Source organism: Paracoccus denitrificans (assembly GCF_900100045.1).
Taxonomy (GTDB): Bacteria; Pseudomonadota; Alphaproteobacteria; order Rhodobacterales; family Rhodobacteraceae; genus Paracoccus; species Paracoccus denitrificans.
In genome coordinates, this window is the sequence record NZ_FNEA01000022.1 from 49,277 (window position 1) to 72,472 (window position 23,196).

General features: G+C 66.7%; 25 protein-coding genes. 17 read left to right on the top strand and 8 right to left on the bottom strand.

Annotation, left to right across the window (positions count from 1 at the left end; all coding sequences use genetic code 11):
• Positions 1-82: 82 nt before the first annotated feature.
• The gene (locus BLT64_RS18380; protein ID WP_011747488.1) at positions 83-1,288 is read right to left on the bottom strand and encodes an NAD-dependent formate dehydrogenase; all 1,206 of its coding nucleotides are present in this window, start codon (positions 1,286-1,288) and stop codon (positions 83-85) included.
• Positions 1,289-1,529: 241 nt separating this feature from the next.
• Here BLT64_RS18380 and BLT64_RS18385 point away from each other — a divergent pair, with 241 nt between their 5' ends.
• On the top strand, positions 1,530-2,186 hold the full coding sequence (locus BLT64_RS18385; RefSeq protein WP_198140509.1) for an arginase family protein: 657 nt from the start codon (positions 1,530-1,532) through the stop codon (positions 2,184-2,186).
• A gap of 7 nt (positions 2,187-2,193) precedes the next feature.
• Here BLT64_RS18385 and BLT64_RS18390 read toward each other — a convergent pair whose 3' ends face one another.
• From BLT64_RS18390 to BLT64_RS27160, 3 genes are read right to left on the bottom strand one after another with little or no spacing between them, the layout of a single operon-like run.
• Positions 2,194-2,613 (bottom strand): NUDIX hydrolase, encoded by a 420-nt coding sequence (locus BLT64_RS18390; RefSeq protein WP_011747490.1) that lies wholly within the window; start codon positions 2,611-2,613, stop codon positions 2,194-2,196.
• Positions 2,614-2,646: 33 nt separating this feature from the next.
• The gene (locus BLT64_RS27155) at positions 2,647-3,021 is read right to left on the bottom strand and encodes a LysR family transcriptional regulator substrate-binding protein (RefSeq protein ID WP_232290503.1); all 375 of its coding nucleotides are present in this window, start codon (positions 3,019-3,021) and stop codon (positions 2,647-2,649) included.
• Positions 3,018-3,563 carry a LysR family transcriptional regulator gene (locus tag BLT64_RS27160; RefSeq protein ID WP_198140510.1) on the bottom strand — a complete coding sequence of 182 codons (546 nt, stop codon included), beginning with the start codon at positions 3,561-3,563 and terminating at the stop codon, positions 3,018-3,020. The genes BLT64_RS27155 and BLT64_RS27160 overlap by 4 nt, the downstream gene beginning before the upstream one ends.
• A gap of 249 nt (positions 3,564-3,812) precedes the next feature.
• Here BLT64_RS27160 and BLT64_RS18400 point away from each other — a divergent pair, with 249 nt between their 5' ends.
• Positions 3,813-5,024, top strand: coding sequence for an MFS transporter (locus BLT64_RS18400; protein ID WP_041529823.1), 1,212 nt, complete (start codon positions 3,813-3,815; stop codon positions 5,022-5,024).
• Between the two features lie 14 nt (positions 5,025-5,038).
• Here the strand turns inward: BLT64_RS18400 and BLT64_RS18405 are convergent, their stop codons facing one another.
• Positions 5,039-5,770, bottom strand: a complete 732-nt coding sequence (locus BLT64_RS18405; protein ID WP_074810578.1) for a substrate-binding domain-containing protein — start codon at positions 5,768-5,770, stop codon at positions 5,039-5,041.
• A gap of 80 nt (positions 5,771-5,850) precedes the next feature.
• Between BLT64_RS18405 and BLT64_RS18410 the strand changes: the two genes are divergently transcribed.
• Genes BLT64_RS18410 through BLT64_RS18420 form a run of 3 tightly spaced genes read left to right on the top strand, consistent with a single transcriptional unit; the run spans position 5,851 to position 8,694 of the window.
• Positions 5,851-6,912, top strand: a complete 1,062-nt coding sequence (locus BLT64_RS18410; RefSeq protein ID WP_011747493.1) for an ABC transporter substrate-binding protein — start codon at positions 5,851-5,853, stop codon at positions 6,910-6,912.
• Entirely contained in the window at positions 6,909-7,949 is a 1,041-nt protein-coding gene (locus BLT64_RS18415) for a FecCD family ABC transporter permease (protein ID WP_232290504.1), read from the top strand. Before BLT64_RS18410 ends, BLT64_RS18415 begins: the two co-directional genes overlap by 4 nt.
• Positions 7,942-8,694: an ABC transporter ATP-binding protein gene (locus tag BLT64_RS18420; protein ID WP_011747495.1), complete on the top strand. Its 753-nt coding sequence runs from the start codon at positions 7,942-7,944 to the stop codon at positions 8,692-8,694. Before BLT64_RS18415 ends, BLT64_RS18420 begins: the two co-directional genes overlap by 8 nt.
• Before the next feature lie 60 nt (positions 8,695-8,754).
• Here the strand turns inward: BLT64_RS18420 and BLT64_RS18425 are convergent, their stop codons facing one another.
• The gene (locus tag BLT64_RS18425; RefSeq protein WP_011747496.1) at positions 8,755-10,848 is read right to left on the bottom strand and encodes a TonB-dependent receptor plug domain-containing protein; all 2,094 of its coding nucleotides are present in this window, start codon (positions 10,846-10,848) and stop codon (positions 8,755-8,757) included.
• A gap of 115 nt (positions 10,849-10,963) precedes the next feature.
• Here BLT64_RS18425 and BLT64_RS26490 point away from each other — a divergent pair, with 115 nt between their 5' ends.
• Complete coding sequence (locus BLT64_RS26490; RefSeq protein ID WP_139171644.1) at positions 10,964-11,185, top strand: hypothetical protein; 222 nt, start codon at positions 10,964-10,966, stop codon at positions 11,183-11,185.
• A 16-nt stretch (positions 11,186-11,201) separates the two neighbouring features.
• On the top strand, positions 11,202-11,411 hold the full coding sequence (locus BLT64_RS18430; RefSeq protein WP_011747497.1) for a TOBE domain-containing protein: 210 nt from the start codon (positions 11,202-11,204) through the stop codon (positions 11,409-11,411).
• 116 nt (positions 11,412-11,527) lie between these two features.
• Here the strand turns inward: BLT64_RS18430 and BLT64_RS18435 are convergent, their stop codons facing one another.
• Positions 11,528-12,487, bottom strand: a complete 960-nt coding sequence (locus BLT64_RS18435; protein ID WP_011747498.1) for a LysR family transcriptional regulator — start codon at positions 12,485-12,487, stop codon at positions 11,528-11,530.
• 165 nt (positions 12,488-12,652) lie between these two features.
• Between BLT64_RS18435 and BLT64_RS18440 the strand changes: the two genes are divergently transcribed.
• The 9 genes from BLT64_RS18440 to pcaD all read left to right on the top strand — a co-directional run bounded on the left by BLT64_RS18440 (position 12,653) and on the right by pcaD (position 21,186).
• Complete coding sequence (locus BLT64_RS18440) at positions 12,653-13,843, top strand: muconate/chloromuconate family cycloisomerase (protein ID WP_011747499.1); 1,191 nt, start codon at positions 12,653-12,655, stop codon at positions 13,841-13,843.
• A 2-nt stretch (positions 13,844-13,845) separates the two neighbouring features.
• On the top strand, positions 13,846-14,136 hold the full coding sequence (gene catC / locus BLT64_RS18445) for a muconolactone Delta-isomerase (protein ID WP_011747500.1): 291 nt from the start codon (positions 13,846-13,848) through the stop codon (positions 14,134-14,136).
• Positions 14,137-14,203: 67 nt separating this feature from the next.
• Positions 14,204-15,142, top strand: a complete 939-nt coding sequence (catA, locus tag BLT64_RS18450) for a catechol 1,2-dioxygenase (protein ID WP_011747501.1) — start codon at positions 14,204-14,206, stop codon at positions 15,140-15,142.
• 117 nt (positions 15,143-15,259) lie between these two features.
• Positions 15,260-16,618 carry an SRPBCC family protein gene (locus tag BLT64_RS18455; RefSeq protein ID WP_011747502.1) on the top strand — a complete coding sequence of 453 codons (1,359 nt, stop codon included), beginning with the start codon at positions 15,260-15,262 and terminating at the stop codon, positions 16,616-16,618.
• Positions 16,615-17,103, top strand: coding sequence for a benzoate 1,2-dioxygenase small subunit (gene benB / locus BLT64_RS18460; protein WP_011747503.1), 489 nt, complete (start codon positions 16,615-16,617; stop codon positions 17,101-17,103). Before BLT64_RS18455 ends, benB begins: the two co-directional genes overlap by 4 nt.
• Before the next feature lie 41 nt (positions 17,104-17,144).
• Entirely contained in the window at positions 17,145-18,173 is a 1,029-nt protein-coding gene (gene benC, locus BLT64_RS18465; RefSeq protein ID WP_011747504.1) for a benzoate 1,2-dioxygenase electron transfer component BenC, read from the top strand.
• On the top strand, positions 18,170-18,955 hold the full coding sequence (gene benD, locus BLT64_RS18470) for a benzoate diol dehydrogenase BenD (protein WP_011747505.1): 786 nt from the start codon (positions 18,170-18,172) through the stop codon (positions 18,953-18,955). The genes benC and benD overlap by 4 nt, the downstream gene beginning before the upstream one ends.
• A gap of 41 nt (positions 18,956-18,996) precedes the next feature.
• A complete protein-coding gene (locus BLT64_RS18475) occupies positions 18,997-20,328 on the top strand; it encodes an MFS transporter (RefSeq protein WP_011747506.1) in 1,332 nt (443 codons plus the stop codon).
• A 60-nt stretch (positions 20,329-20,388) separates the two neighbouring features.
• Positions 20,389-21,186, top strand: a complete 798-nt coding sequence (gene pcaD, locus BLT64_RS18480) for a 3-oxoadipate enol-lactonase (protein ID WP_011747507.1) — start codon at positions 20,389-20,391, stop codon at positions 21,184-21,186.
• Positions 21,187-21,256: 70 nt separating this feature from the next.
• On the opposite strand, the gene BLT64_RS18485 is transcribed toward pcaD, so the two are convergent.
• Positions 21,257-21,937, bottom strand: coding sequence for a GntR family transcriptional regulator (locus tag BLT64_RS18485; protein WP_011747508.1), 681 nt, complete (start codon positions 21,935-21,937; stop codon positions 21,257-21,259).
• A 214-nt stretch (positions 21,938-22,151) separates the two neighbouring features.
• Here BLT64_RS18485 and BLT64_RS18490 point away from each other — a divergent pair, with 214 nt between their 5' ends.
• Positions 22,152-23,180, top strand: a complete 1,029-nt coding sequence (locus BLT64_RS18490; protein WP_011747509.1) for a trans-3-hydroxy-L-proline dehydratase — start codon at positions 22,152-22,154, stop codon at positions 23,178-23,180.
• The last annotated feature ends 16 nt before the right edge of the window (positions 23,181-23,196 follow it).

Genomic DNA, 23,196 nt, shown 5'->3' on the forward strand with positions numbered 1-23,196 from the left:
GTTCTGCAGCCTGTGTTTGCGAATACATGTCATCCTCCCCGGAAAAGGCCCGCGCGGCAGGGACCGCGCGGGCCGGCAGGCGTCAGCCGACCTTCTCGAACTTCGCGGCCTCTTCCGAGCCGCCCGTCGCATTGCCCTTGGAATAGGAATGCGCGCCCACGCCGGCGAGACCGCCGCCCTGCACGATCAGGTATTCGTCGCGGATCGGCCGGCGCTCGAAATGGCATTCCAGGATTTCGCGCGTCCCGGCCGCATAGCGCGCCTGCGCCGAGAGCGAGGTGCCCGAGATATGCGGAGTCATCGCGTTATGCGGCATGGTGCGCCAGGGGTGGTCCTGCGGCGCCGGCTGCGGGAACCACACGTCGCCGCCATAGCCGGCCAACTGGCCGCCTTCCAGCGCGCGCGCCACCGCGGCGCGGTCGCACAGCTTGCCGCGCGCCGTGTTGACCAGGTAGGCGCCGCGCTTGAACAGCTTCAGCGTCTCGTCGTTGACCATGTGCTCGGTCTCGGGATGCAGCGGGCAGTTCAGCGTGACGATGTCGCAGGCGGGATACATGGCCTGCGGCGTCTCGTGCCAGGTCAGGTCCAGCTCCAGCTCGACCTCGCGCGGCAGGCGGTGGCGGTCGGTATAGTGCAGGTGCATGCCGTAGGGCTTGAAGCGGCGCAGCACCGCCAGACCGATGCGGCCGGCGGCCACGGTGCCGACATGCATCCCCTCGATGTCGTAGGAGCGGGTGACGCAATCGGCGATGTTCCAGCCGCCCTTGGCCGCCCAGCCATGCGAGGGGGTATAGTTCCGCACCAGGTTCAGCGCAGTCATCACCACATGCTCGGACACGCTGATCGATTTGCAGAAGGTGACCTCGGCCACGGTGATGCCACGCTCCATGGCGGCTTGCAGGTCGACATGGTCCGAGCCGATGCCGGCGGTCAGCGCCAGTTTCAGCTTGGGCGCCCTGGCGACGCGCTCGGCGGTCAGGTAGGCCGGCCAGAACGGCTGCGAGATGACGACCTCGGCATCGTGCAGGTGCTTTTCCAGCTCGCTGTCGGGGCCGCCCTTGGACGAGGTCACCACCAGTTCGTGGCCCTGCGATTCCAGATAGTTGCGCAAGCCAAGCTCGCCCGAGACCGAACCGAGCAGGCTGCCCGGCACGAAGTCGATCGCCTTGGGCGTCGGCAGGGTCTGCCCGTCGGGATAGCGCTCGATCACCGGCAGCGAATCCCGGGCGTAAGAGGTCGGATAGCCGTCGACCGGATCGTCGTAGAGCACGCAAACAACCTTGGCCATGTGTCTTCCTTTCCATTCGTGAGGCAGCCGGAAGCCCCGCCCCGCGCCGTGGATCGGCGCGAGGGAATGCGGGCCTGTCCCCTGGATGGGCAGGCGGGCCGGCAGGTGCCGGGCGATGTCGGGGCTTTCCTCCCTGGATGCCTCGGGGGTTGCACGAGGTGTCTTGTGGACAGGGCCGAGCCTGCATCCCGTCGCATGCAATCGCAAATCGGAGTTTTTCAACGATCCATGGACGGCTTCGATGATGCCGCGCGGCGACATGCGATTTTCCTGCGGTTCCGGCGAGTTGGGTGCGGGTTTCGCATCGGTCGCCGGCCAGTGCCCGCTGGTCGTCGCCAATACCTGCTCGGCCAGCGTCGCTACCCTGCCGGCGGCGGCGCGGATGATCGACGGGTTGCGCGTGCTGTGGGTCGATGCGCATGGCGACTTCAACACGCCGGAAACGACCGGGACCGGCTATCTTGGCGGCATGGCGCTGGCCGGGGCCTGCGGCCTGTGGCGGACCGGACATGGCGGCGAGGTGTCGCCCGCGCGCGTCGCCCTGTTGGCCGCCCGCGATATTGATCCGCCCGAAGAGGCCTTGCTGGCACAGGCCGGCGTGCATCGGTTCGTGGCGGGGGCCGAGCCGGAAACGGTGCTGGCCGCCCTGGGCGAGGGGCCGATCTGGCTGCATGTCGACTGGGACGCGATGGAGCCCGGCACGGTCCCCGCCGCCTATTCCGTTCCCGGCGGGCTTACGCCGGGCAGGCTGCGCGCCTTTCTGGCCGCCATCCCGCCGCAGCAAATCGCCGGGGTCGAGCTCGCCGAATTCGAAATGCCGGGGACGGCGCAAGCGGCGCAGGGGGCCATCGCGACCATTCTGGACATCGTCGGCCCGCTGCGTCCACCCGGGCGATGAGCCGGGGCTAACCGGCCTGCTGCGGCGCGAAGGCGCCCGAGACCCAGCGCGGCAGGATCTCCTCTGCACTCAACGGCGCGAGGGGGATGTCGTCGCATGCCGGATCGATCCAGCGCGCCTCGGCGATCTCGGCGCCGGGGACGATCTCCGCACCCTCCGGCAGATGCAGCAGGAACAGGTCGGCGACCACCTGCCGGCCGGGCTCGTTCGCGGCGCGGGCACGAAACCGGCCCAGGGCGCGCATCTGTCCCGCATCCACCCGCAAGCCGGTTTCCTCGGAAAGCTCGCGGCACAGGGCGGCTGCGGCGGTTTCCCCGGCGTCGATCTTGCCGCCGGGCTGCTGGAAGGCATGCGTTCCGGCCTTGCGCACCAGCAGCGTCCGGCCGTCCGGGCGCATGACCAGTCCCGCTGCGATCATGATGTCCATCCGGCTCTCCTTTCGTGATCCGCTGGGGCGGGACTAACCCGCCCGCATGGCGCTGAAAACCCGCTCGGTTGCGGCGCGCAGGGCGCAGTCCTGCAAGGCGCGTACCATGGGGGATTGCGGCATGCGATCCGCCAGCACCAGCCCGATCTCTTGCGCGTGCCCGGGTTCGGTCAGGGGCATCAGCCGCAGATCGGTCACCCCGGCAAAGACCATGCCGAAGGTATGCGGCAGGATCGCGCACCAGGGACCGCGCCGCAGATGCGCAAGCACGCCCAGGAAGGAGTTCGTGGCGATCTTCGGCGCCAGGCGAACCCCGGCCCGGCCGGCGATGGCATCCAGTATCCGGCGGTTCTGCATGTCGCCCGACAGCAGGCAAAGCGGCCGTGCTGCCGCCTCGGCCCAGGTCACGCCGGCCCGTCCGGCAAGCTCGTCGCCGCTGCGGCAGGCAAAGACGTAATGCTCGGATACGGCGGAAAGCAGCGCACATGCTGCAAAGGCTCGTTGTCGAGATAGGTCATGCCGCCGTCGATCTCGAAATTGTCCAGCCCCTTCTGGATCGAGCGCGAGGACATCGACCGCAGCTCGATCTCGGCGCGCGGATCGCGCGCGACGAAGGCTTCGGTCAGGATCGACGCCGCAGGCATGGCCGCCAGGATGATGCCCAGCCGCAGCCGCCCTGTCAGGCCGCCGCTGTCCCTGCCGGTCAGGTCGTCATGCAGGCTGTCGTAATCCGCCAGGATCTGCCGGCCCCAATGCAGCACCTTTTCGCCCTCGGGCGTCAGCGCCAGGAAACGATGGCCCCGGACGATCAGGCCCAGATTCAGCTCGTCCTCGAGCTTGCGGATCGCATGGGACAGCGTGGGCTGCGTCACGTTGCAGCGCTCGGCCGCGCGGCCGAAATGCTGCTCTTCGGCGAGCATCACGAAGAACTTGAGGTGGCGTATCAGCATGGCCGCGGTCCGGTGCTATCGCTGTCATCGTTATAGCGAAGCTGGCATATCGGCAAGCTGCGGAATTGCCCCGCACGAAAGGCGAAAGCGGCGGAACATGCAAGGGCATGGTCCAGGCCGTCGCGCCGCGCGGCCGGCCGGGAATGCCGGAGCGGCCAGCCGCCCTTGCCCATGCCGCGCTTTCGGGTCACAGATATGGCCCGAGGAACCGGACATCCCGCCCGCCCATCTCCCGGAAAGCTTGCCGACATGACCACCACCACCATGCCCGTCGCCCGCGCCAGAACCCATGTGACCGTGCTTCTGCTGCTGGGCCTGACGCATCTGCTCAACGACATGATGCAGTCGCTGATCCCTGCCGCCTATCCGATCCTCAAGGATGCCTATGGGCTGGATTTCGTGCAGATCGGCATGATCACCCTGACCTTCCAGATCGCCGGGTCGCTGTTGCAGCCGGTGATCGGCATGGTGACGGATCGCCATCCGGCGCCCTATTCGCCGGTGGTGGGCATGATGTTCACCCTGTCGGGACTGGTCAGCCTGGCCTTTGCCCACAGCTATGCGGTCGTCCTGGTCTCGGTGGCGCTGATCGGCATCGGCTCGTCGATCTTCCACCCCGAGGCGACGCGGATGGCGCGCTATGCGGCGGGCGGCCGGCAGGGGCTGGCCCAGGGCATCTTCCAAGTCGGCGGACAGGCGGGCGGCGCGCTGGGGCCCGTCTTTGCGGCGCTGGTCATCGTGCCCTGGGGCCAGCCGAGCCTCGCCTGGTTCGCCGTCGCCGCCCTGATGGCCATGATGCTTCTGGTCTGGATCGGCAGCCGGCAGCGGCAGATCAGCGCCGAATTCGTGGCGATGCGCTCGGCCGGCAGGAAGGGTGGCGGCGGTCACGTCGCGCATGCGCCCTTCACCATCGGCGTCGGGCTGGTGGTGCTGACGCTGCTGATGTTCTCCAAGAACGCCTATGGCGAAAGCTTCCGCTCGTTCTACACCTTCTACCTGATGGACCGTTTCGGGCTGTCGATCCCCTCGGCGCAGATGATGCTGTTCGTCTTTCTTCTGGCTTCGGCGGCGGGGGCGCTGATCGGCGGTATCGTCGGCGACCGCATCGGACGCTATCGCATCATCTGGATCTCGGTCCTGGGGCCGCTGCCGCTGACGCTGGTGCTGCCCTATGCGGACCTGTTCTGGACCGGCGTGCTGACGGTGGCGATCAACCTGATCATGGCCAGCGCCTTCGCCTCGATCCTGATCTATGCGATGGAACTGCTGCCCGGCCGCATCGGGTTGATCGGCGGGCTGTTCTATGGGCTGAACTTCGGCCTTGGCGGCATCGCCGCGGCGATCCTTGGCGGGCTGGCCGAGAGCTACGGGGTCGAGACGGTCTATCGGTTGTGTTCGTTCCTGCCGCTGGCCGGATTGCTGGCCTGGTTCCTGCCCAGGATCGACGACGGCAGGGGATAGGGCAGGCAACGAGGTCAGGGAGGAAGGAAACCGTGACTGCGCAGCAGGCCGCCTGCCTCGGCGCCCTGCAAGTCGTCAAGGAACCGGCGTGCGGGCGCAGAGGAACCCTGCCGCGCGCAGGCGCAGATCCGGGTCAGGGGCGCCAGTTCCAGCGGCAGCGGCAGGATGCGCGTTCCGGGCAAGGCCCCCGCGATCTGCGCTGCCGTCGTTCCATAGGCGATCAGCAAATCCGCCCGGTTCCCGTGCAATGCGTCCAGCGCCGGGCTGCGGGGTGCCGCGTCCCGGTTGGGTAGCGAGGCGCCGTAAAGGCTGGTGCAGCGGTCGCGAAGCCCGCGCCAGCGCCCCGGATCCGTTGCCGCAAGCCGGTCGAGAAAAGTTGCCGCATAATCCCCGCCGGGGTCCGCGCCGGGGGTGGACATGCCGATGCGCCAGCGAGGATCTTCAAGAAACGCCAGCGGATCGCCGATGGAGGTGTCCAGGCCGGGGCGGACCACCAGCACCATGCGGTTTCTGGCGATGGTGCGCGCCGGGCCGAACAGGCCCTCGCGATGCAGCAAGGCCGGACCGTCCGGGCTGGCCGACACGAAGACATCGACGGGCATGCCGTTCCGGATCGCCTCGGCCAGCAGTCCGGCCGGGCCGCGATGGACCTGCACCTCATGCCCCGTCCTTGCGGTGAACGCGTGGGCGAATGCCGAAAGGGCAGGAGCCAGGCTGCCCGCCACGGCGAAAGTGATTTGCGACATTCCCATCCTGTCCTGCATCTCTCGATATGCTTAGATAGATATATCGAATCGCCTGCGCGCGACAGACCGGAGAGATATTGATGACAAGACATGATCGCCCGACGGCGCGCCTTGCACTGGGCCTGTCGCTTGCGCTGGGGCCTGTCTCGCCCGCGCTTGCCGACCGGATCGTCACCGACCAGATCGGGCGCGAGGTGATCGTTCCCGACACGGTCGAGCGTGCCGTCGTCTTGCAGCACCAGACGCTGAACATCGCCGTGCAGCTTGATGCGCAAGGCCAGGTCGTCGGCGTGCTGGACGAGTGGACAAAGCAGCTTGGCCCCGGTTTCGCGCGGCTGGCGCCGGGGATCGAGGATCTCGGCACGCCCGGCGGCCTGACCAGCGTGAACATCGAGGAATTGCTGGCGCTGGATCCCGACGTCGTCTTCGTGACCAATTACGCGCCGGCAGAGATGCGCGAGCAGATCGAATCCGTCGGCCTGCCGGTGGTGGCGATCTCGTTGCTGGAAGTCCCGCCGGAAGAGGCGGTCAAGCAAAGCCCCGTGGTCGGCGGCGATGAGGCCGCGGCCTATGACGCCGGATTCCGCCAGGGCGTGCGGCTGATCGCCGAGGTCTTCGGCAAGGTCGAGGCCGGCGAGGAGCTGATCGCGGCGGCGACGGAGTCGCGGGCGCTGGTGGCCGAACGGCTGGCCGACGTGGTCGAGGGCGATCGCGTCCGCGCCTATATGGCGAACCCGGACCTGACGACCTATGGCACCGGCAAATATACCGGGCTGATGATGGCTTACGCGGGTGCGAAGAACGTCGCGGCAGAGCAGATCCAGGGCTACAAGCAGGTCACGATGGAAGAGATCCTGGGCTGGAACCCGCAGGTCATCTTCGTGCAGGACCGCTATCCGCAGGTGGTGGACGAGATCAAGGCCGGCCCCTCCTGGCAGCCCATCGACGCGGTCAAGGAAGGCCGGGTCTGGCTGATGCCGGAATATGCCAAGGCATGGGGCTATCCGATGCCCGAGGCGATGGCCCTGGGCGAGTTGTGGATGGCCAAGACGCTTTATCCCGAGCGTTTCGAGGATATCGACATGGATGCCCGCGCCGACGACTATTACCGCCGCTTCTATCGCGTGCCCTATCGGCCGTGACCGCCGCGCTGTCCGTTGCCGCAGCGCGACGCGAGACCCGCATCCTGTGGGCGCTGGCGGCGGTGCTGGTCCTTACCACCGTCGCTTCGCTTGGTGTCGGGCGCTTCGACATCCCGCCGGGGCGCGTGGTGCGGGTCCTGCTTTCGCCCTGGCTTGCGCCGGCCGAGCCGGTCAGCCCGATAGAATGGAGCGTGGTCGTCGTGGTCCGCCTGCCGCGCGTCGCCATGGCCGTGCTGGCCGGGGCGGGGCTGGCGCTGGCGGGGGCCTCGCTTCAGGGACTGTTCCGCAATCCGCTGGTCGGTCCGCAGGTGGTGGGCGTCTCGTCGGGGGCGGCCTTTGGCGGGACGCTCGCGATCCTGTTCGGCTGGCAGCATCTGGGGCTGGTGGGCGCGGCCTTTGCCTTCGGGCTGTCGGCGCTGGTGCTGGTCTGGCTTTTCGCCTCGGTCGTGTCGCGCAGCAATATCCTGGTGCTGGTGCTGGCGGGGGTCGTGGTCTCGGGCTTTTTCGGGGCGCTGGTCAGCCTGGTGCAGTTCACCGCCGACAGCCAGGACAAGCTGCCGGTGATCGTGTTCTGGCTGCTGGGCAGCTTTGCCACCGCCGACGCGGGCAGGGCGGCTCTTCTAGCGGGGCCGGTGCTGCCCTGCGCGGCTGCGCTGCTGGCGCTACGCTGGCGGATCAACATCCTGTCGATGGGCGACGAGGATGCCCGCGCGCTGGGTGTGCCGGTCGCGGGGCTTCGCTGGCTGCTACTGGTGCTGACGGCGATGATCGTCTCGGCGCAGGTGGCGGTTTCCGGCATGATCGGTTGGGTCGGGCTGGTGGTCCCGCACCTGGCGCGGATGCTGGTCGGAGCCGATCATCGGGTGCTGCTGCCGGCCTCGGCGCTGCTCGGCGGATCGTTCCTGCTGCTGGTGGACAATGCCGCGCGCAGCATGAGCGCCTCGGAAATTCCACTGGGCATCCTGACCGCACTGATCGGCACGCCGATGTTCGCGGCCCTGCTGTGGCGGACGCGGGAAAGGTGGATGGATGGCTGAGCCGCTGATCCGCGCCGAAGGGGCCGCGCATTCCTGGGATGGAACCCGCTGGCAGTTCCGCGACCTGGATTTCGCGGTCGCGGCGGGCCAGGTCACGGCCGTGCTTGGCGCCAACGGCTGCGGCAAGTCCACGCTGCTGCGGGTCGCCACCGGGCTGCGCGCACCGACCCGGGGGCGGATCACGGTGGCCGGCACCGCGGCGCTGGTGCCGCAGGACTTTGCCCGCGCCTTTCCCTATCGCGTGATCGACATGGTGCTGATGGGTCGCGCGCGCCACATCGGATTGCTGCGCATGCCGGGGCGCCGCGACCGCGAGGCGGCGATGGAGGCGCTGGCGGTGATCGGCCTTGCCGGCAAGGCGGCCGAGCGTTTCGACGCCTTGTCGGGCGGGCAGCGCCAGATGGTGCTGATCGCGCGCGCCATCGCGGCCGAACCCGCGGCGCTGTTTCTGGACGAGCCCGCCTCGGCGCTGGACCTTGGCAATCAGGACCGGGTGCTGCGGCTCGTGCGCGTTCTGGCCGATCGCGGGCTGGCCGTCGTCATGACCACGCATCAGCCCAACCACGCGCTGGCCGTCGCCGACACGGCGCTGCTGATGTTGCCGGAGGGGGCGGTCTTTGGGCCCTGCCACGAGGCTTTGACCGAGACCCGGATCGAGATGCTTTACGGTTTGCCGGTGAGGATCCTCGACGTAAAGGCGGCCGACCGCGGGTTCCGCTCCGTGGTGCCGCTCTATCGCGGATAGGATGCTGGAACCGGGGCGCTGCGGCGAAGGCTTCGGGAAAGCCGCGGCGCCCCCGGGGTTTCAGAAGGTTACGCGGGTCGTCAGGAAGAACGAGCGGCCCGGCTCGGGATAGCCTTCGACCAGCTGATAGTTCCGGTCGAACAGGTTGCGGATGCCGAACACGACGCTGGCCTGCTCGGTCGCCTGCCATTCGGCATCCAGATTGGCCAGTCCGAAGCCGCCCATGCGGGTATAGGCGATCTGCGCCGGATCGTCGGGCTGGATCGCGCTTTCCGACAGGCGAGAGCTGGAAAACTCGACCGAGGGCGAGATGGTCAGGTTGTCCATCGCCCGCCAGTCGAGCCGCAGATAGGCGCTGTGGCGCGGCGTGTCGGTGGGGCGGTAATCGGCGCGGATCGGATCGGAGATGTCCCGGTGCAGATAGGTATAGTTCGCCACCAGCCCGAAGCGGTCGTCGAGTTCCCAACTGGCCGCGACCTCGAAGCCCTTGTAGGTGCCGTCGCCGACATTGCGGCTTTGCGACAGGGCCTCGCCCTCGTCGTTCAACTCGCCGGTCGGCACCGACTGGATCATGTCCCTGACCTTGCTGTAGAACAGCGCCGTCTCGATCCGCGCAGGGCCCAGATCGCCGCCATAGCCAAGCTCGACATTCAGCGCGCGTTCGGATTTCAGGTCGGGATTGGGCACGGCCGAGCCGAACCGCGTGCTGTAGCGGTCGAAGAGCGTCGGGAAACGGGTGCGCGAGGACAGGCTGGCATGGAACTCTCCGCGGGAATCGGGCTGCCAGATCGCGGCCAGCTGCCAGTTCACCGCATCCGAAGAGCCTGTCGGCAGGCCCGCATCATCGGCGGTGCGGTCGGCCTTCAGAACCTCGGCGCGGTCGTAGCTGATCCCGGCGATGACGCTCAGGTCGTCGCGCGCCTGCCAGGTGTTCTCCAGCGCCAGCGACCAGGTTTTCTCTTCGCTCACCTCGGTCGGGTCGGCACCGCCGCCCAGGCCGGGCTGCGAAAACTGGATCGACCGATGCTTGTCGCGGCGATAGTGCAGCGCACCGCGCAAGGTGTTGGCCGCGCCCAGATCGGCCCCCGCCTCCAGGCTCAGCCCCCAGGCCCGGTCCTTGTAGCGGCTGTCGAAGGCGCGCCGCTCGGTCTGGGCGGAATGGCTGGCATCGTCCCAGGCCGACAGCAGGTTGTCGAAGCGATTGTAATAGGCCCGCGTCTTCAGATAGCCGCCGCCCAGTTCGGTATAGGAATAGAAGGCAAGGCTGTCCAGGTCCCATTCCGGCCATGTCCAGTCGCGCTGCCAGCCCTGGCCCGGTCCGGGCGCGTCGGTGATGCCGCGAATGGGCTGGTCGATGTTGTAGGGGGCCTTTTTCGAGCCGGTCTGGCGCGTATAGCTGAGCACATATTCGTCGCTTGCGTTCGGCGTCCAGCCCGCCTTCAGGTTCAGGCGGCTGTCGTCGGTGTCGCTGTTGTCGCGCAGGCCCGCGCCCTGTTGCGGTCGCGGCTCATAGTCGCGGGACAGGTAGAATCCGTCGCTGTCCCGCCGCATATGGCTGCCCTGCAGCCAGTAATCCTGTTGCCGCGTGCCCAGCGACAGAAAGCCGCTGCGTGCCGTCACGTCGCCGCGGTTCCCGGCCTCGATGCCCAGGCGCGCCTCGCCCTCGAAAGGCTGGGTCGGCTGGCGCGTGACCAGATTGATCGCGCCGCCCATGCCGCCCGGCCCGTTCAGGACCGAGACATAGCCCTTTTGCAGCTGGATTTCGGCCAGGTCCGGCGTCAGGAAGCGGCCGTAATCCAGTCGGTTGTCGGCGGGCAGATAGACGCGGATGCCGTCGACCGACAGCGGAACCTGAAAGCGGTCGAAGCCCCGGACATGGATCAGCCGCTCGTTCCGGCTGCCGCCGGTATTGCCGACCTGCACTCCGGGCGCGACCCGCAGCGCGTCGTCCAGCGAGGTGCGGTTGCTGCGCAGGACCTCGTCGGAGGTCACGCTGGTCGTCGTGCCGCCCCGGCTTTCGTCGCTGTCCGCCGTCAGGGTGATCGTGCCCAGCACGAAGATCTGGGATGGCTCGGCCACCTGCGCCGCGACCGGCGTTGCCACCCAGCCAAGAATGGTGGCGCAGAGCAATCCCGCCTTTGTCGTGACCCGCATCCATGTCCCTCCTGAAATGACCCTCCGCCATCGGAGAGAATCGTTATGTTTGAATAAACATAATGAAATCGGGACGGATGAACATAGGCCAGTGGCGTTGAAAGACTTTCTTTCCATGGTGTTGCAGATCGGGCCGGCCGGGGCCGCTACAGGTCTTGCCAGCGGCCATCGATGCGTTCCAGTGTCCAAACGGCTGATCGTGAACAGGTTCGGCAAGCAGGAGGCTGTGGGCCGCGGAAAGGGCAAGGCGCGACCGCTGCCTGCCGACCGGGACCAGGTTCCGGCATGGCTGCAGGCGGCCTGCCTTGGCGAAGCCGCCCGATCCACAGTTGATTGAAAAGAGGAGCTTACAGATGAGACTCAGCGCAAGAAACGTCCTGCCCGGCACCGTGACCGAGATCGTGACCGGAGCGGTGACCAGCCATGTCCGCATCGACCTGGGCGGCAGCGTGGTGACCGCCTCGATCACCAATGACGCAGTGAAGGAGCTTGGCCTGGCGGTCGGCGGTCGCGCCTCGGCCGTGGTCAAGGCGTCGGATGTCATGGTCGGCGTTGACGATTGATCCTTGTGCCGTTTCCCGCGGCTGCATGAAGGGGCCGTGCCGGTGCTGGCGTTTTCGACGCGCAGCGGTGGTCCACCGGCGGATCAAGGCCCCTGGGCGTAGCGCGGGCAGGGTGCCTATCTTCCTGATGGTCCCGGGCCTTCCTCCCCGGCAATCGGGGCGCGAAGGTTGTTGGCCTCCAGCCAGACCGGGTTTTCGGCATACATGTCCCGGATCAGTTGCTTGACCAGATCGAGATAGCGCGACGTGTCGCCCGCGCGGTGATTGAGGATGACCGGAGAGGTCGCCCGCGGGCTGTCGATTATCCGATACCTCACGTCCGACCGCATCTGCCGGGCCGACGAGGGGATGATGCAGATGCCCGAATCCGCCGCGACCAGCCCCAGCGCCGTCTGGATTTCGCGCACCTCCAGCACGTCGGCGGTGCGTATGCCCTCTTCTTGCAGCAGGTTGATGATCTGGTCGGCATAGCTGGGCCGCGGTTCCTTGGGATAGACGATCAGCTTCTGCCCGGCCAGCGCAGCCAGGGGCAGCGGTGCGGGATCCCGCGCCAGGGACGTGTCCTGGGGCAGGGCGGCCACAAGCCGTTCCTCGCGCAGGACGGTGCCGACGACATTCGGGTCGCTGTGCCTGAGGCGGCCGAAGCCGATGTCGATCCGCCCTTCCTTCAGCGCGGGGATCTGCTGGATCGACAGCATCTCAAGCAGCTGGATGTCCAGTTCGGGCACATTTTGGCGCAGCTTCCTGACCAGCGACGGCAGCCCGCCGTAAAGCGTCGATGCCACGAAGCCGATGGACAGCACCCGGTTCCGGTTCAGTCCGACCCGGCGCGTCGCATCCTTCATCTGATCGACGCGCCCCAGCACCTGAAGCGCCTGTTCATAGAACAGCCGTCCCGCATCCGTCAGCTTGATGGGCCGGCTCTTGCGCAGGATCAGGACGACGCCCAGTTCCTCTTCGAGAAGCTGTATCTGGCGGCTGAGGGGCGGCTGGGCGATGTTCAGGCTCTGCGCCGCGCGGGTGAAGTTCCGTTCCCGCGCGACGGCGGTGAAATAGCGCAACTGTCGCAGGTCCATCGCCATCCCCGGGGGTTCAAGAGCAAGAAGAACGATTGTTTTTGGTATTCTGTGCCGCAGCAAGCGGCTGATCAACCGTATTTTCTTTCCTATAATACCTTTCAGGTATCACGGTAAACCCAAATGGTGTTGGACACATGATGGCGCCCGACGCAGTTTGGCGCCATGAACAAGTCATTCGCCCCCCTCGCCCCAACCTCGGATATCCGCCCGGTCGTTTCGCGTGTGGAAACGGTGATCGTCGATCTGCCGACGATCCGGCCGCACAAGCTTTCGGTCGCGACAATGAACGGGCAGGTGCTGATGCTTGTCCGCGTGCATTGCAGCGACGGGATCGTCGGCATCGGCGAGGGAACCACGATCGGCGGCCTGGCCTATGGCGGCGAAAGCCCCGAAAGCATGAAGACCAACATCGACACCTGGTTCGCGCCGGTGATGGTCGGCCAGGATGCGACGCAGGTGCAGGCGCTCATGGCGCGGATCGGCGGGATGGTGCGCGAGAACCGCTTTGCCAAATCGGCCGTGGAAACGGCGCTGCTGGATGCGCAGGGCAAGCGGGTCGGCCTGCCGGTCAGCGAGCTTCTGGGCGGGCGGCGGCGCGACCGGCTGCCGGTGGCTTGGACGCTGGCCTCGGGCGACACGGCGCGCGACATCGCCGAGGCGGAGCGGATGCTGGATCTGCGCCGCCACCGCGTCTTCAAGCTGAAGATCGGCGCCCGCGGGGTCCGTGACGACATCGCCCATGTGGCCGCGATCAAGGCCGCGCTTGGCGACCGCGCCGCGGTGCGCGTGGACGTGAACATGGCCTGGTCCGAAGGCGAGGCCGCCTTCGGCATGGCCGCCCTTGCAGATGCGGGCTGCGAACTGGTCGAGCAGCCCGTGGCCTCGACCGCGGCCCTGACGCGGCTGGTGCGCCGCTTTCCCGTGGCGCTGATGGCCGACGAATCCCTGACCGGGCCGGAAAGCGCCTTCGAGATCGCCCGCGTGCAGGGCGCGGATGTCTTTGCCGTCAAGCTGGAGCAAAGCGGCGGCGCCTTCAACGCGCTGCGCGTCGCGGCCATCGCCGAGGCGGCCGGGATCGGGCTTTACGGCGGCACCATGCTGGAGGGCGCGGTGGGCACCGCAATCTCGGCCCACGCCTTTTCGACCTTTGCCAACCTGCAATGGGGAACCGAACTGTTCGGCCCCCTGCTGCTGACCGAAGAGATCCTGGCCGAGCCGCTGGACTACGGCGATTTCGAACTGACCGTCCCCCGAGGTCCGGGCCTTGGCGTGACGCTGGATGAGGATCGCGTCGCCTTCTTCGCCCGCGACGGCATCCGCAAGACGATCAGCCTGCCAGGCGGAAAGGTGTGACGATGCTTTATCATGTGTTCATGGACGTGAAGATCCCGCGCGACCTGCCGGCCGAAGAGGCGGCAGAGATCATCGCGCGCGAAAGGGCCTATTCGCAGGCCCTGCAGCGCAGCGGCAAGTGGCGCCATATCTGGCGGGTCGCCGGGCAATACGCGAATGTCAGCATCTTCGACGTTCGCGACAATGCCGAGCTGCACGAGATCCTCTCGGGCCTGCCCCTCTTTCCGTTCATGGACATCGAGGTCACGCCGCTTTTGCGCCACCCGTCGGCGATCAGAGAGGATGACAGCTGACCATGCCCACGGGCCGGTGGAGGGGCCGGCCCACCCCAGTTTCCAAGCGAATCCAGGAGGAGAGACAATGACCGTCAAGATTTTCGACCGACCCGACACCCAGGCGTTTCTGAAGGAACTCAGCGGGCTGAACAACGACAGCGGCAATCCGCGCATGAAGCAGATCGTGCATCGGCTGATGTCCGACCTGTTCAAGGCCATCGACGATCTGGACATCACCCCCGACGAATACTGGATGGGCGTGGCCTGGCTGAACGATCTGGGCGCGGCCGGGCAGGCCGGGCTGATCTCGCCGGGCCTGGGGGTCGATCACTTCATCGACGAACGGCTGGATGCCATCGACGCCTCGCTGGGGATCGAGAACCCCACGCCGCGCACCATCGAGGGGCCGCTCTATGTGGCCGGCGCCCCGGAATCCGTCGGCTTCGCGCGGCTGGATGACGGCACCGACACCGACGGCCATACGCTGGTCATGCACGGCACGGTTTACGGATCGGACGGCAAGCCGCTGCCCGGCGCCAAGGTCGAGGTGTGGCACTGCGACACCCGCGGCTTCTATTCGCATTTCGATCCGACCGGCAAGCAGGCGCCCTTCAACATGCGCCGCACGATCATCGCCGACGAGGACGGGCGCTACAGGTTCCAGAGCATCCTGCCCAGCGGCTATGGCGTGCCCCCCGGCAGCCCGACCGAAAAGCTGTTGACGGCGCTTGGCCGCCACGGCCAGCGTCCGGCGCATATCCATTTCTTCGTCAGCGCCGACGGTCACCGCAAGCTGACCACGCAGATCAACATCGAAGGCGATCCGCTGATCAACGACGACTTCGCCTATGCCACCCGCGAAGGGCTGGTGCCCTCGGTCGTCGAACGCACGGACGAGGAAAGCATCCACGCCAACAACCTCAACGGCCCCTTTGCCGAGATCGCCTTCGACATCCACCTGACCGCCCTGGTCGACGGCGTCGACAACCAGGTCAACGAACAGCGCCGCCGCGCCGCAGCCTGACCGGCAATCTCGGGCGGCCCCCGGCAGGGGCGGCTGCCCGGTCCGAACCAAACCTTTCATCACCGACATCTGGCAGGGGCCGGCCCGCGAAAGGCGCCTCCCCTGGGAGGGAAACTCATGTCCGCGATCATCGAAAAGGCACGCGACCTGGATCATCTGCTGGCAACGGCCGTGCAGGACGACAAGGAGGCCGGCCTCTACCGCTGCCGCCGCGACATCTTCACCAACGAGGATCTGTTCGCGCTGGAGATGAAGCACATCTTCGAAGGCAACTGGGTCTATCTGGCGCATGAAAGCCAGATCCCCGAAACCAACGACTATTATACCACCTGGATCGGCCGCCAGCCGGTGGTCATCACCCGCGACAAGACCGGCGCGCTGAATGCGGTCATCAATGCCTGCGCCCACAAGGGCGCCATGCTGTGCCGCCGCAAGCAGGGCAACAAGGGCAGCTTCACCTGTCCGTTCCACGGCTGGACCTTTTCCAACACCGGCAAGCTGCTGAAGGTCAAGGATGCCAGGACCACGCAATATCCCGACCAGTTCGGCAAGGACGGGTCGCACGACCTGACCCGCGTGGCCCGCTTTGAAAGCTATCGCGGCTTCCTGTTCGGCAGCCTTGATCCCGATGTGGCCTCCCTGGACGAATTCCTGGGGGAAACGAAGATCATCATCGACCAGATCGTCGACCAGGCCCCCGAGGGGCTGGAGGTTCTGCGCGGCAATTCCTCCTACATCTATGACGGCAACTGGAAGCTGCAGATGGAAAACGGCTGCGACGGCTATCACGTCAGCTCGGTCCACTGGAACTATGCCACCACCATGGAGCGCCGCAGCGAAACCGGCACCAAGGCGGTCGATGCCAACAGCTGGAGCAAGTCCGTCGCCGGCGTCTATGGTTTCGAGAACGGCCATATCCTGCTGTGGACCAACACGAAGAACCCCGAGGTCCGCCCGGTCTATAACCGCCGCGAGGAAATCGCCGCCCGGCTGGGCGAAGAGAAGGCGGGCTTCATCGTCAACCAGACGCGCAACCTGTGCATCTATCCGAACGTGTTCCTGATGGACCAGTTCAGCACCCAGATCCGCGTCGTGCGCCCGCTTTCCGTGGACAAGACCGAAGTCACCATCTTCTGCTTCGCTCCCAAGGGGGAAAGCGCCGAGGATCGCGCCCATCGCATCCGCCAATACGAGGATTTCTTCAACGTCTCGGGCATGGGCACCTCGGACGACCTGGAGGAATTCCGTGCCTGCCAGACCGGCTATGCGGGCACCGTGACCCTGTGGAACGACATGTCGCGAGGTGCGCCCCTCTGGATCGACGGGCCGGACGAAAATGCCCGGCGCATGGGGCTGAAGCCGCTTCTGTCCGGCGAGCGTAGCGAGGACGAGGGGCTGTTCGTCTGCCAGCACGAATACTGGGCCAAGGTGATGCGCGAGGCGCTGTCGGCCGAAAAGATCGGAGCCGTCGCATGACCCGGGACTACGATGCCATCTGCGCCTTTCTCTATCGCGAGGCGCGCCTGCTCGACGACCGGCAATGGGACGAATGGCTGACCTGCTATGCGCCGGATGTCACCTACTGGATGCCCGCCTGGGACGACAACGACCAGATCACCGAGGATCCGCAGTCGCAGATCTCGCTGATCTACTATCCCAGCCGGGACGGGCTGGAGGACCGGGTGTTCCGCATCAAGACCGAGCGCTCGGGCGCATCCACGCCCGAGCCGCGGACCAGCCACACCGTGGCGAATGTCGAGGTGGTGGCCGACCGGGGCGCCGAGGTGGATGTCCGCTACAACTTCCACACGCTGAACCACCGCTACAAGGTCACCGACCAGTTCTTCGGAACCACCTTCGCGACCCTGCGCAGGACGGCCGACGGCCTGCTGATCGCGAACAAGAAGATCGTCCTGAAGAACGACTACATCCGCCAGGTCATCGACGTCTATCACGTCTGACGGCCGCCGGACCCAAGCACAACCGCAAGGAGGAGGCGACCATGTGCTACAGGATCGCACTGAACTTCGAGGACGGGGTGACCCGCTTCGTCGATTGCAAGGCGGGCGAAAAGGTTCTTGATGCCGCGTTCCGCAACAGGATCAACCTGCCGATGGACTGTTCGGACGGCGTCTGCGGCACCTGCAAGTGCCGTGCCGAAAGCGGTGCCTACGACATGGGCGAGGACTATATCGAGGACGCCCTGACCGAGGACGAGGCCGCCGAGGGCCTTGTCCTGACCTGCCAGATGGTGCCGTCCTCGGACTGCGTGCTGTCGGTGCCGACGACGTCGCTGGCCTGCAAGACGGGCCAGCAGCAATTCGCGGCCACCGTGACCCGGATCGAGCCGCATCACGACGCGGCCGTGGTGCTGGAACTGGCGGTGGACGACCAGGACGCCGCACCGGCCTTCCTGCCGGGACAATATGTCAACATCGACGTGCCGGGCAGCGGCGACCATCGATCCTATTCCTTCAGCTCCGCTCCGGGCGAGCATCGGCTGGGCTTTCTGATCAAGAAGATCCCCGACGGGCTGATGGGCGGCTGGCTGGCCCGCGCCAGGCCCGGCGACCGGCTGACCCTGACCGGGCCGATGGGCAGCTTCTATCTGCGCGACGGCGACGGCCCGCTGCTGTTCCTGGCCGGCGGCACCGGCCTTGCGCCGTTCCTGTCCATGCTCGAGGTTCTGGCCCGCGCCGGCTCGCGGCGCCAGATCCACCTGATCTATGGCGTGACGCGCGATCTGGATCTGGTGCTGGTCGATCAGGTCGCGGCCTATGCCGGCCGCCTGCCGAATTTCACCTTTGCGACCGTCGTGGCCGATCAGTCTTCGGAGCATCCGCGCAAGGGCTGGGTCACGCAGCACATGCCCCAGCAGATGCTGGCGGCGGGCGGGGTCGAGATCTATCTGTGCGGTCCTCCGCCGATGGTCGATGCCGTGCGTCGCCATCTGGACGAACAGGGCATCGAACCGGCCGGCTTTCATTACGAGAAGTTCACGCCGAACGCGCCGTTGAAGGCCACCGCATGACCGGGGCCGTTTTCGCCGGGCGTTTCTCCGGCAAGGTGCTGGTGGTGACGGGGGCGGCACAGGGCATCGGCCGCGCCGTCGCCCTGCGCGCGGCCGCCGAGGGCGGCAGGGTTCTGTTCGTGGACCGGGCCGATTTCGTGGCCGATGTGGCGGCCGAGGCCGGGGGCGAGGCTGCGGCCTTCCATGCCGATCTGGAAACCTGGGAGGGCGCCGAGGCTGCGATGCACCATGCCGCCCGGACCTTCGGCGGTATCGACATCCTGGTCAACAATGTCGGCGGCGCAATCCGCATGCGGCCCTTTGCCGAATTCGAGCCCGCCCAGATCGACGCCGAGATCCGGCGATCGCTGATGCCGACGCTGTATTGCTGCCGCGCCGTCCTGCCGCATCTGACGGCGCGCGGCGGCGGCACCATCGTCAACGTTTCCTCGAACGCCACGCGCGGCATCCACCGGGTTCCCTATTCGGCGGCCAAGGGTGGCATCAATGCCGTCACCCAGTCGCTGGCGATGGAGCTGGCCCCCCGCAACATCCGCGTGGTCGCAACCGCCCCCGGCGGCACCGAGGCACCGCCCCGTCGCATTCCGCGCAATGCCGAGGGCGACAGCCCCGCCGAACGGCAATGGATGGCCGAGGTCGTGGACCAGGTGAAGCAGTCCGCCTTCATGAAGCGCTACGGCAGCATCGAGGAACAGGCCGCGCCGATCCTGTTCCTGGCGTCCGACGAGGCATCCTACATCACCGGCAGCATTCTGCCCGTCGCGGGAGGCGACATCGGCTGATCCGATCTTCAAGCGGACAGGACAACAGGGAGGAGAAGACAATGCGAAGCATTGATGTGAACGAGGCGATAGACCAGGGCCGCTTCGGCGGCTTCCAATGGATGGTCGTCGCGCTTTGCGGCACGCTGCTGATCGTCGACGGATACGACGTGTTCGTGGCCGGCACTGTGCTGCCCACGCTGATCGCGGAATGGGGCCTTACCAAGCCGCAGGCCGGCGCGCTTCAGGCCTGGGCGCTGTTCGGGATGATGTTCGGGGCGCTGATCCTGGGCCCGCTGGCCGACAGGATCGGCCGCAAGAAGGGCGTCGCCATCAGCTTCGTGCTGTTCACCACGGCGACCCTGCTGACGGGCTTTGCCAATTCGCCCGAGCAGTTCAAGGTCTTCCGCTTCGTCGCAGGTCTGGGTTGCGGCGGGCTGATGCCCAATGCCGTCGCGCTGATGAACGAATACGCGCCCAGGCGCCTGCGTGGCACGATGGTCGCGCTGATGTTCTCGGGCTATTCGGTCGGCGGCATGATCGCGGCGGGGCTGGGGATCGGGCTCATCCCCGGCTTCGGCTGGAAGCCGATGTTCTTCATCGCTGCCGTGCCGCTGCTGCTTTTGCCGTTGGTGCTGTGGAAGCTGCCGGAATCGCTGGGCTTTCTGATCCGGCAGGGCCGGCAGGACGAAGCGAGGCGCATCTTTGCCAGGATCAGCCCCTCGACGGTGCTGGCGGCCGATGACAGGCTGGTGTTCAGCGAAACCAAGGGTGCCTCGGCCTCGGTCGCCGAACTGTTCCGCCACAATCGCACCCTGCGCACGCTGATGCTGTGGGTGTCGTTCTTCTGCTGCCTGCTGCTGGTCTATCTGCTGTCCTCCTGGCTGCCCAAGGTGCTGCAAGAGGCCGGATATGCCGAACGGGCCAGCCTTCTCAGCCTCTTTTCGCTGAACTTCGGCGGCATGGCGGGCGCCATCGCCGGAGGATGGATGGGCGACCGCTTCGGCCTGCCGAAGGTCGTGGTCGCCTTCTTTGCGGCGGCGGCGGCATCCATTGCGCTGATCGGCCTCAACCCGGCGTCGGGCGTGCTGTTCCTGCTGGTCTTTGTCGCCGGGGCCACGACCATCGGCACGCAGATCCTGCTGTATGCAAGCGTGGCGCAGCTTTACAACCTGTCGGTCCGCTCGACCGGACTGGGCTGGGCCTCGGGCGTCGGCCGGATCGGTGCGATCGTCGGGCCGACGCTTGGCGGGGTGCTGCTGGCGCGGGAACTGCCGCTGGGGCAGAACTTCCTGATCTTCGCGATCCCGGCGGCGGTCTCGGCCCTGGCGATGCTGGTCTTTGCGCTCAGCAACGCGCGCACCCGCGACGCGACGCAGCTTGCCGCCGCCTGAGAACGACAGCGACAAGGCGCGCGGTTCCGGCCGCGCGCCGCATCTTGTGAAAGGCCGACCATGCCCTATCTGGACCTGCCCACCCACCGGCTTTACTACCGCATCGACGGCGGGACAGGGGAAAAGCCGTGGCTGACCTTCTGCAATTCCCTGGGCACCGACCTGTCCATGTGGGATACCCAGGTTGCGGCTCTTTCGGACAGCTTCCAAATTCTGCGCTATGATCGCCGCGGCCATGGCAGGTCCGAGGCCCCGACGCCGCCTTACCGCCTGGCCGATCTGGGCGGCGACGTGATCGCGCTGCTGGATGCGCTGTCCATCGAGCGCACGCATTTCTGCGGCCTGTCCATCGGCGGGCTGACCGGGCAATGGCTTGCCATCCATGCCGGGGCGCGGTTCGACCGCATCGCCCTTTGCGCCACTGCCGCCCGGATCGGGAGCGCGGAAAGCTGGAGCGCCCGCATCGACGAGGTCAAGGCGAACGGCCTGGGCAGTCTGGTGCCCGGAACCGCGGAGCGCTGGTTCACGCCGGCCTTTCGCGCCGCCCGGCCCGATGCCGTGGACGCGATCCTGGCCAGCTTTGCCGCAACCTCGGTCGATGGCTATGTCGGATGCTGCGCGGCGCTTGCAGAAGCGGATCTGCGGGATCGGCTTGGTCAGGTCGCGAACCCGTTGCTGGCGGTTTCCGGCAATGACGATCCGGTTTGCCGGCCCGCCCATCTGAAAGCCATCGCGGAGGGCGTGCAAGACGGACGTCATGCATGCCTGCCGGGGCGGCATATCGTGAACCTGGAATCGGCGTCGCTGTTCAATACCGTTCTGAGGGATTTCCTGACCGCTGCGCCTCCTTGCGCCTGAGGGGCGGCGACAGGGTTCCGAGCCTGCGCCACTTGGCGGGGTGGCGCTTTGCCCCGAAACAGTTGAGGCGTCAGCGGCCGCTCTTGCTTGCCGGCAGGTGGTGCAGCAGGGACGAGCAGGCCCCCATGATATGGTCGTAGACGAGCTTGCCCGCCTTTTCCGCATCGCCCGCGCGGCAGGCGGCGAGGATCTCGCGATGTTCGCGATCCGCGGTGCCCTGGCCGTGCGAGAGGGCAAGCTGGATGCGCAGGTAGCGCTCCAGCCGGTCGTTGACCGAGCGGATCGTGCGGACCAGGAACGGCCTTTGCGCATCCAGATACAACCGGCTGTGGAACTGCCAGTTCAGCGCCGACCATTGCGCCACGTCCGTTTCCCTGGCGAAGGCGTCGCAGAACTCCTCGGCATCGGTGAAGGTCTCGGGCGTCATATGCGGCACCGACAGCCTGATCGCGTTCGATTCCAGGATGGCGCGGGTCTCGAAGATCTGGGCGATCTCGGGCTCGGATACCGAGGTGACGATGGCGCCCTTGTTGCGCTGGAACTCGACCAGCCCCTCGGCCTCCAGCCGCTTCAGTGCCTCGCGGACCGGGATCTTGCTGACGTTGAACATCCTTGCGACATCGTCCTGGCGGATCGGCTCGCCCTCGTCCAGCGACCCGTCGGCGATGGAATCGCGGATGAATTTCAGGATGATGTCCGAGGCGGTCGGGGCCAGCCCAAGGTTCGGAACCTCTGCTTCCTTGAATGGCATCCCGTTCTCCCCAGGCCGGCGTCAGTGCCGTTGCAATCGGCAAGATATGGTAGCTGATATATTGCCGCAAGGGACAGCAGATTGCAGGTTGGCGAGGGCGATGCGGGCGGGCCGCGCCGAGGCCGCTTGACAGGGTCGGGCGGACCGGGCAAGTTGAGCGCTAATATAGTATACGAAATATGATTGTTGGGCTTCCATCCCCGAGCGAGGAAAAATGCGCACATCCAGGGTCGTGCATGTCGTGTCCTGCCATGCCGAAGGCGAAGTCGGCGATGTCATCGTCGGCGGCGTCGCCCCGCCGCCGGGCGAGACGGTCTGGGACCAGTCGCGCTGGATCGCGCGCGACGAGACGCTGCGCAATTTCGTGTTGAACGAGCCGCGCGGCGGCGTGTTCCGCCATGTCAACCTGCTGGTGCCGCCCAAGGACCCGCGCGCCCAGATGGGCTGGATCATCATGGAGCCGGCCGACACGCCGCCCATGTCCGGCTCGAACGCGATCTGCGTGGCGACGGTGCTGCTGGATACCGGCATCATTCCCATGCAGGAGCCGATCACCCGCATGGTGCTGGAGCCGCCGGGCGGGCTGATCGAGGTCGAGGCCGAATGCCGGGGCGGCAAGGCCGAGCGCATCCGGGTCCGCAACGTGCCCTCTTTCGCCGACAGGCTGGACGCGCGGATCGAGGTCGAGGGGCTGGGCACGATCACCGTCGACACCGCCTATGGCGGCGACAGTTTCGTGCTGGTCGATGCGGCATCGGTCGGGATGCGCATCGCCCCCGACCAGGCGCGCGACCTGGCAGAAATGGGGGTGCGGATCACCCGCGCCGCCAACGAACAGCTGGGCTTTCGGCATCCGGCGAACGACTGGAGCCATATCTCGTTTTGCCAGTTCACCGACCCCCTGAGCGAAAGGGACGGGGTGCTTTACGGCAGGAATGCCGTGGCGATCCGGCCGGGCAAGATCGACCGCTCTCCGACCGGGACGGGCTGCTCGGCGCGGATGGCGGTGCTGCATGCGCGCGGACGGATGAAACCCGGGGACCGCTTCGTCGGCCGTTCGATCATCGACACCGAGTTCCATTGCTCGATTGCCGATGAGGTCGAGCTGAACGGCAAGCGGGCCATCCGCCCGATCATTTCCGGGCGGGCCTGGGTCATCGGCACCAAACAGCTGATGGTGGATCCCGATGATCCGTTCCAGAATGGTTACCGTCTGTCGGATACCTGGCCGATGGATCTGTAAGGGGGATCGCAATTCC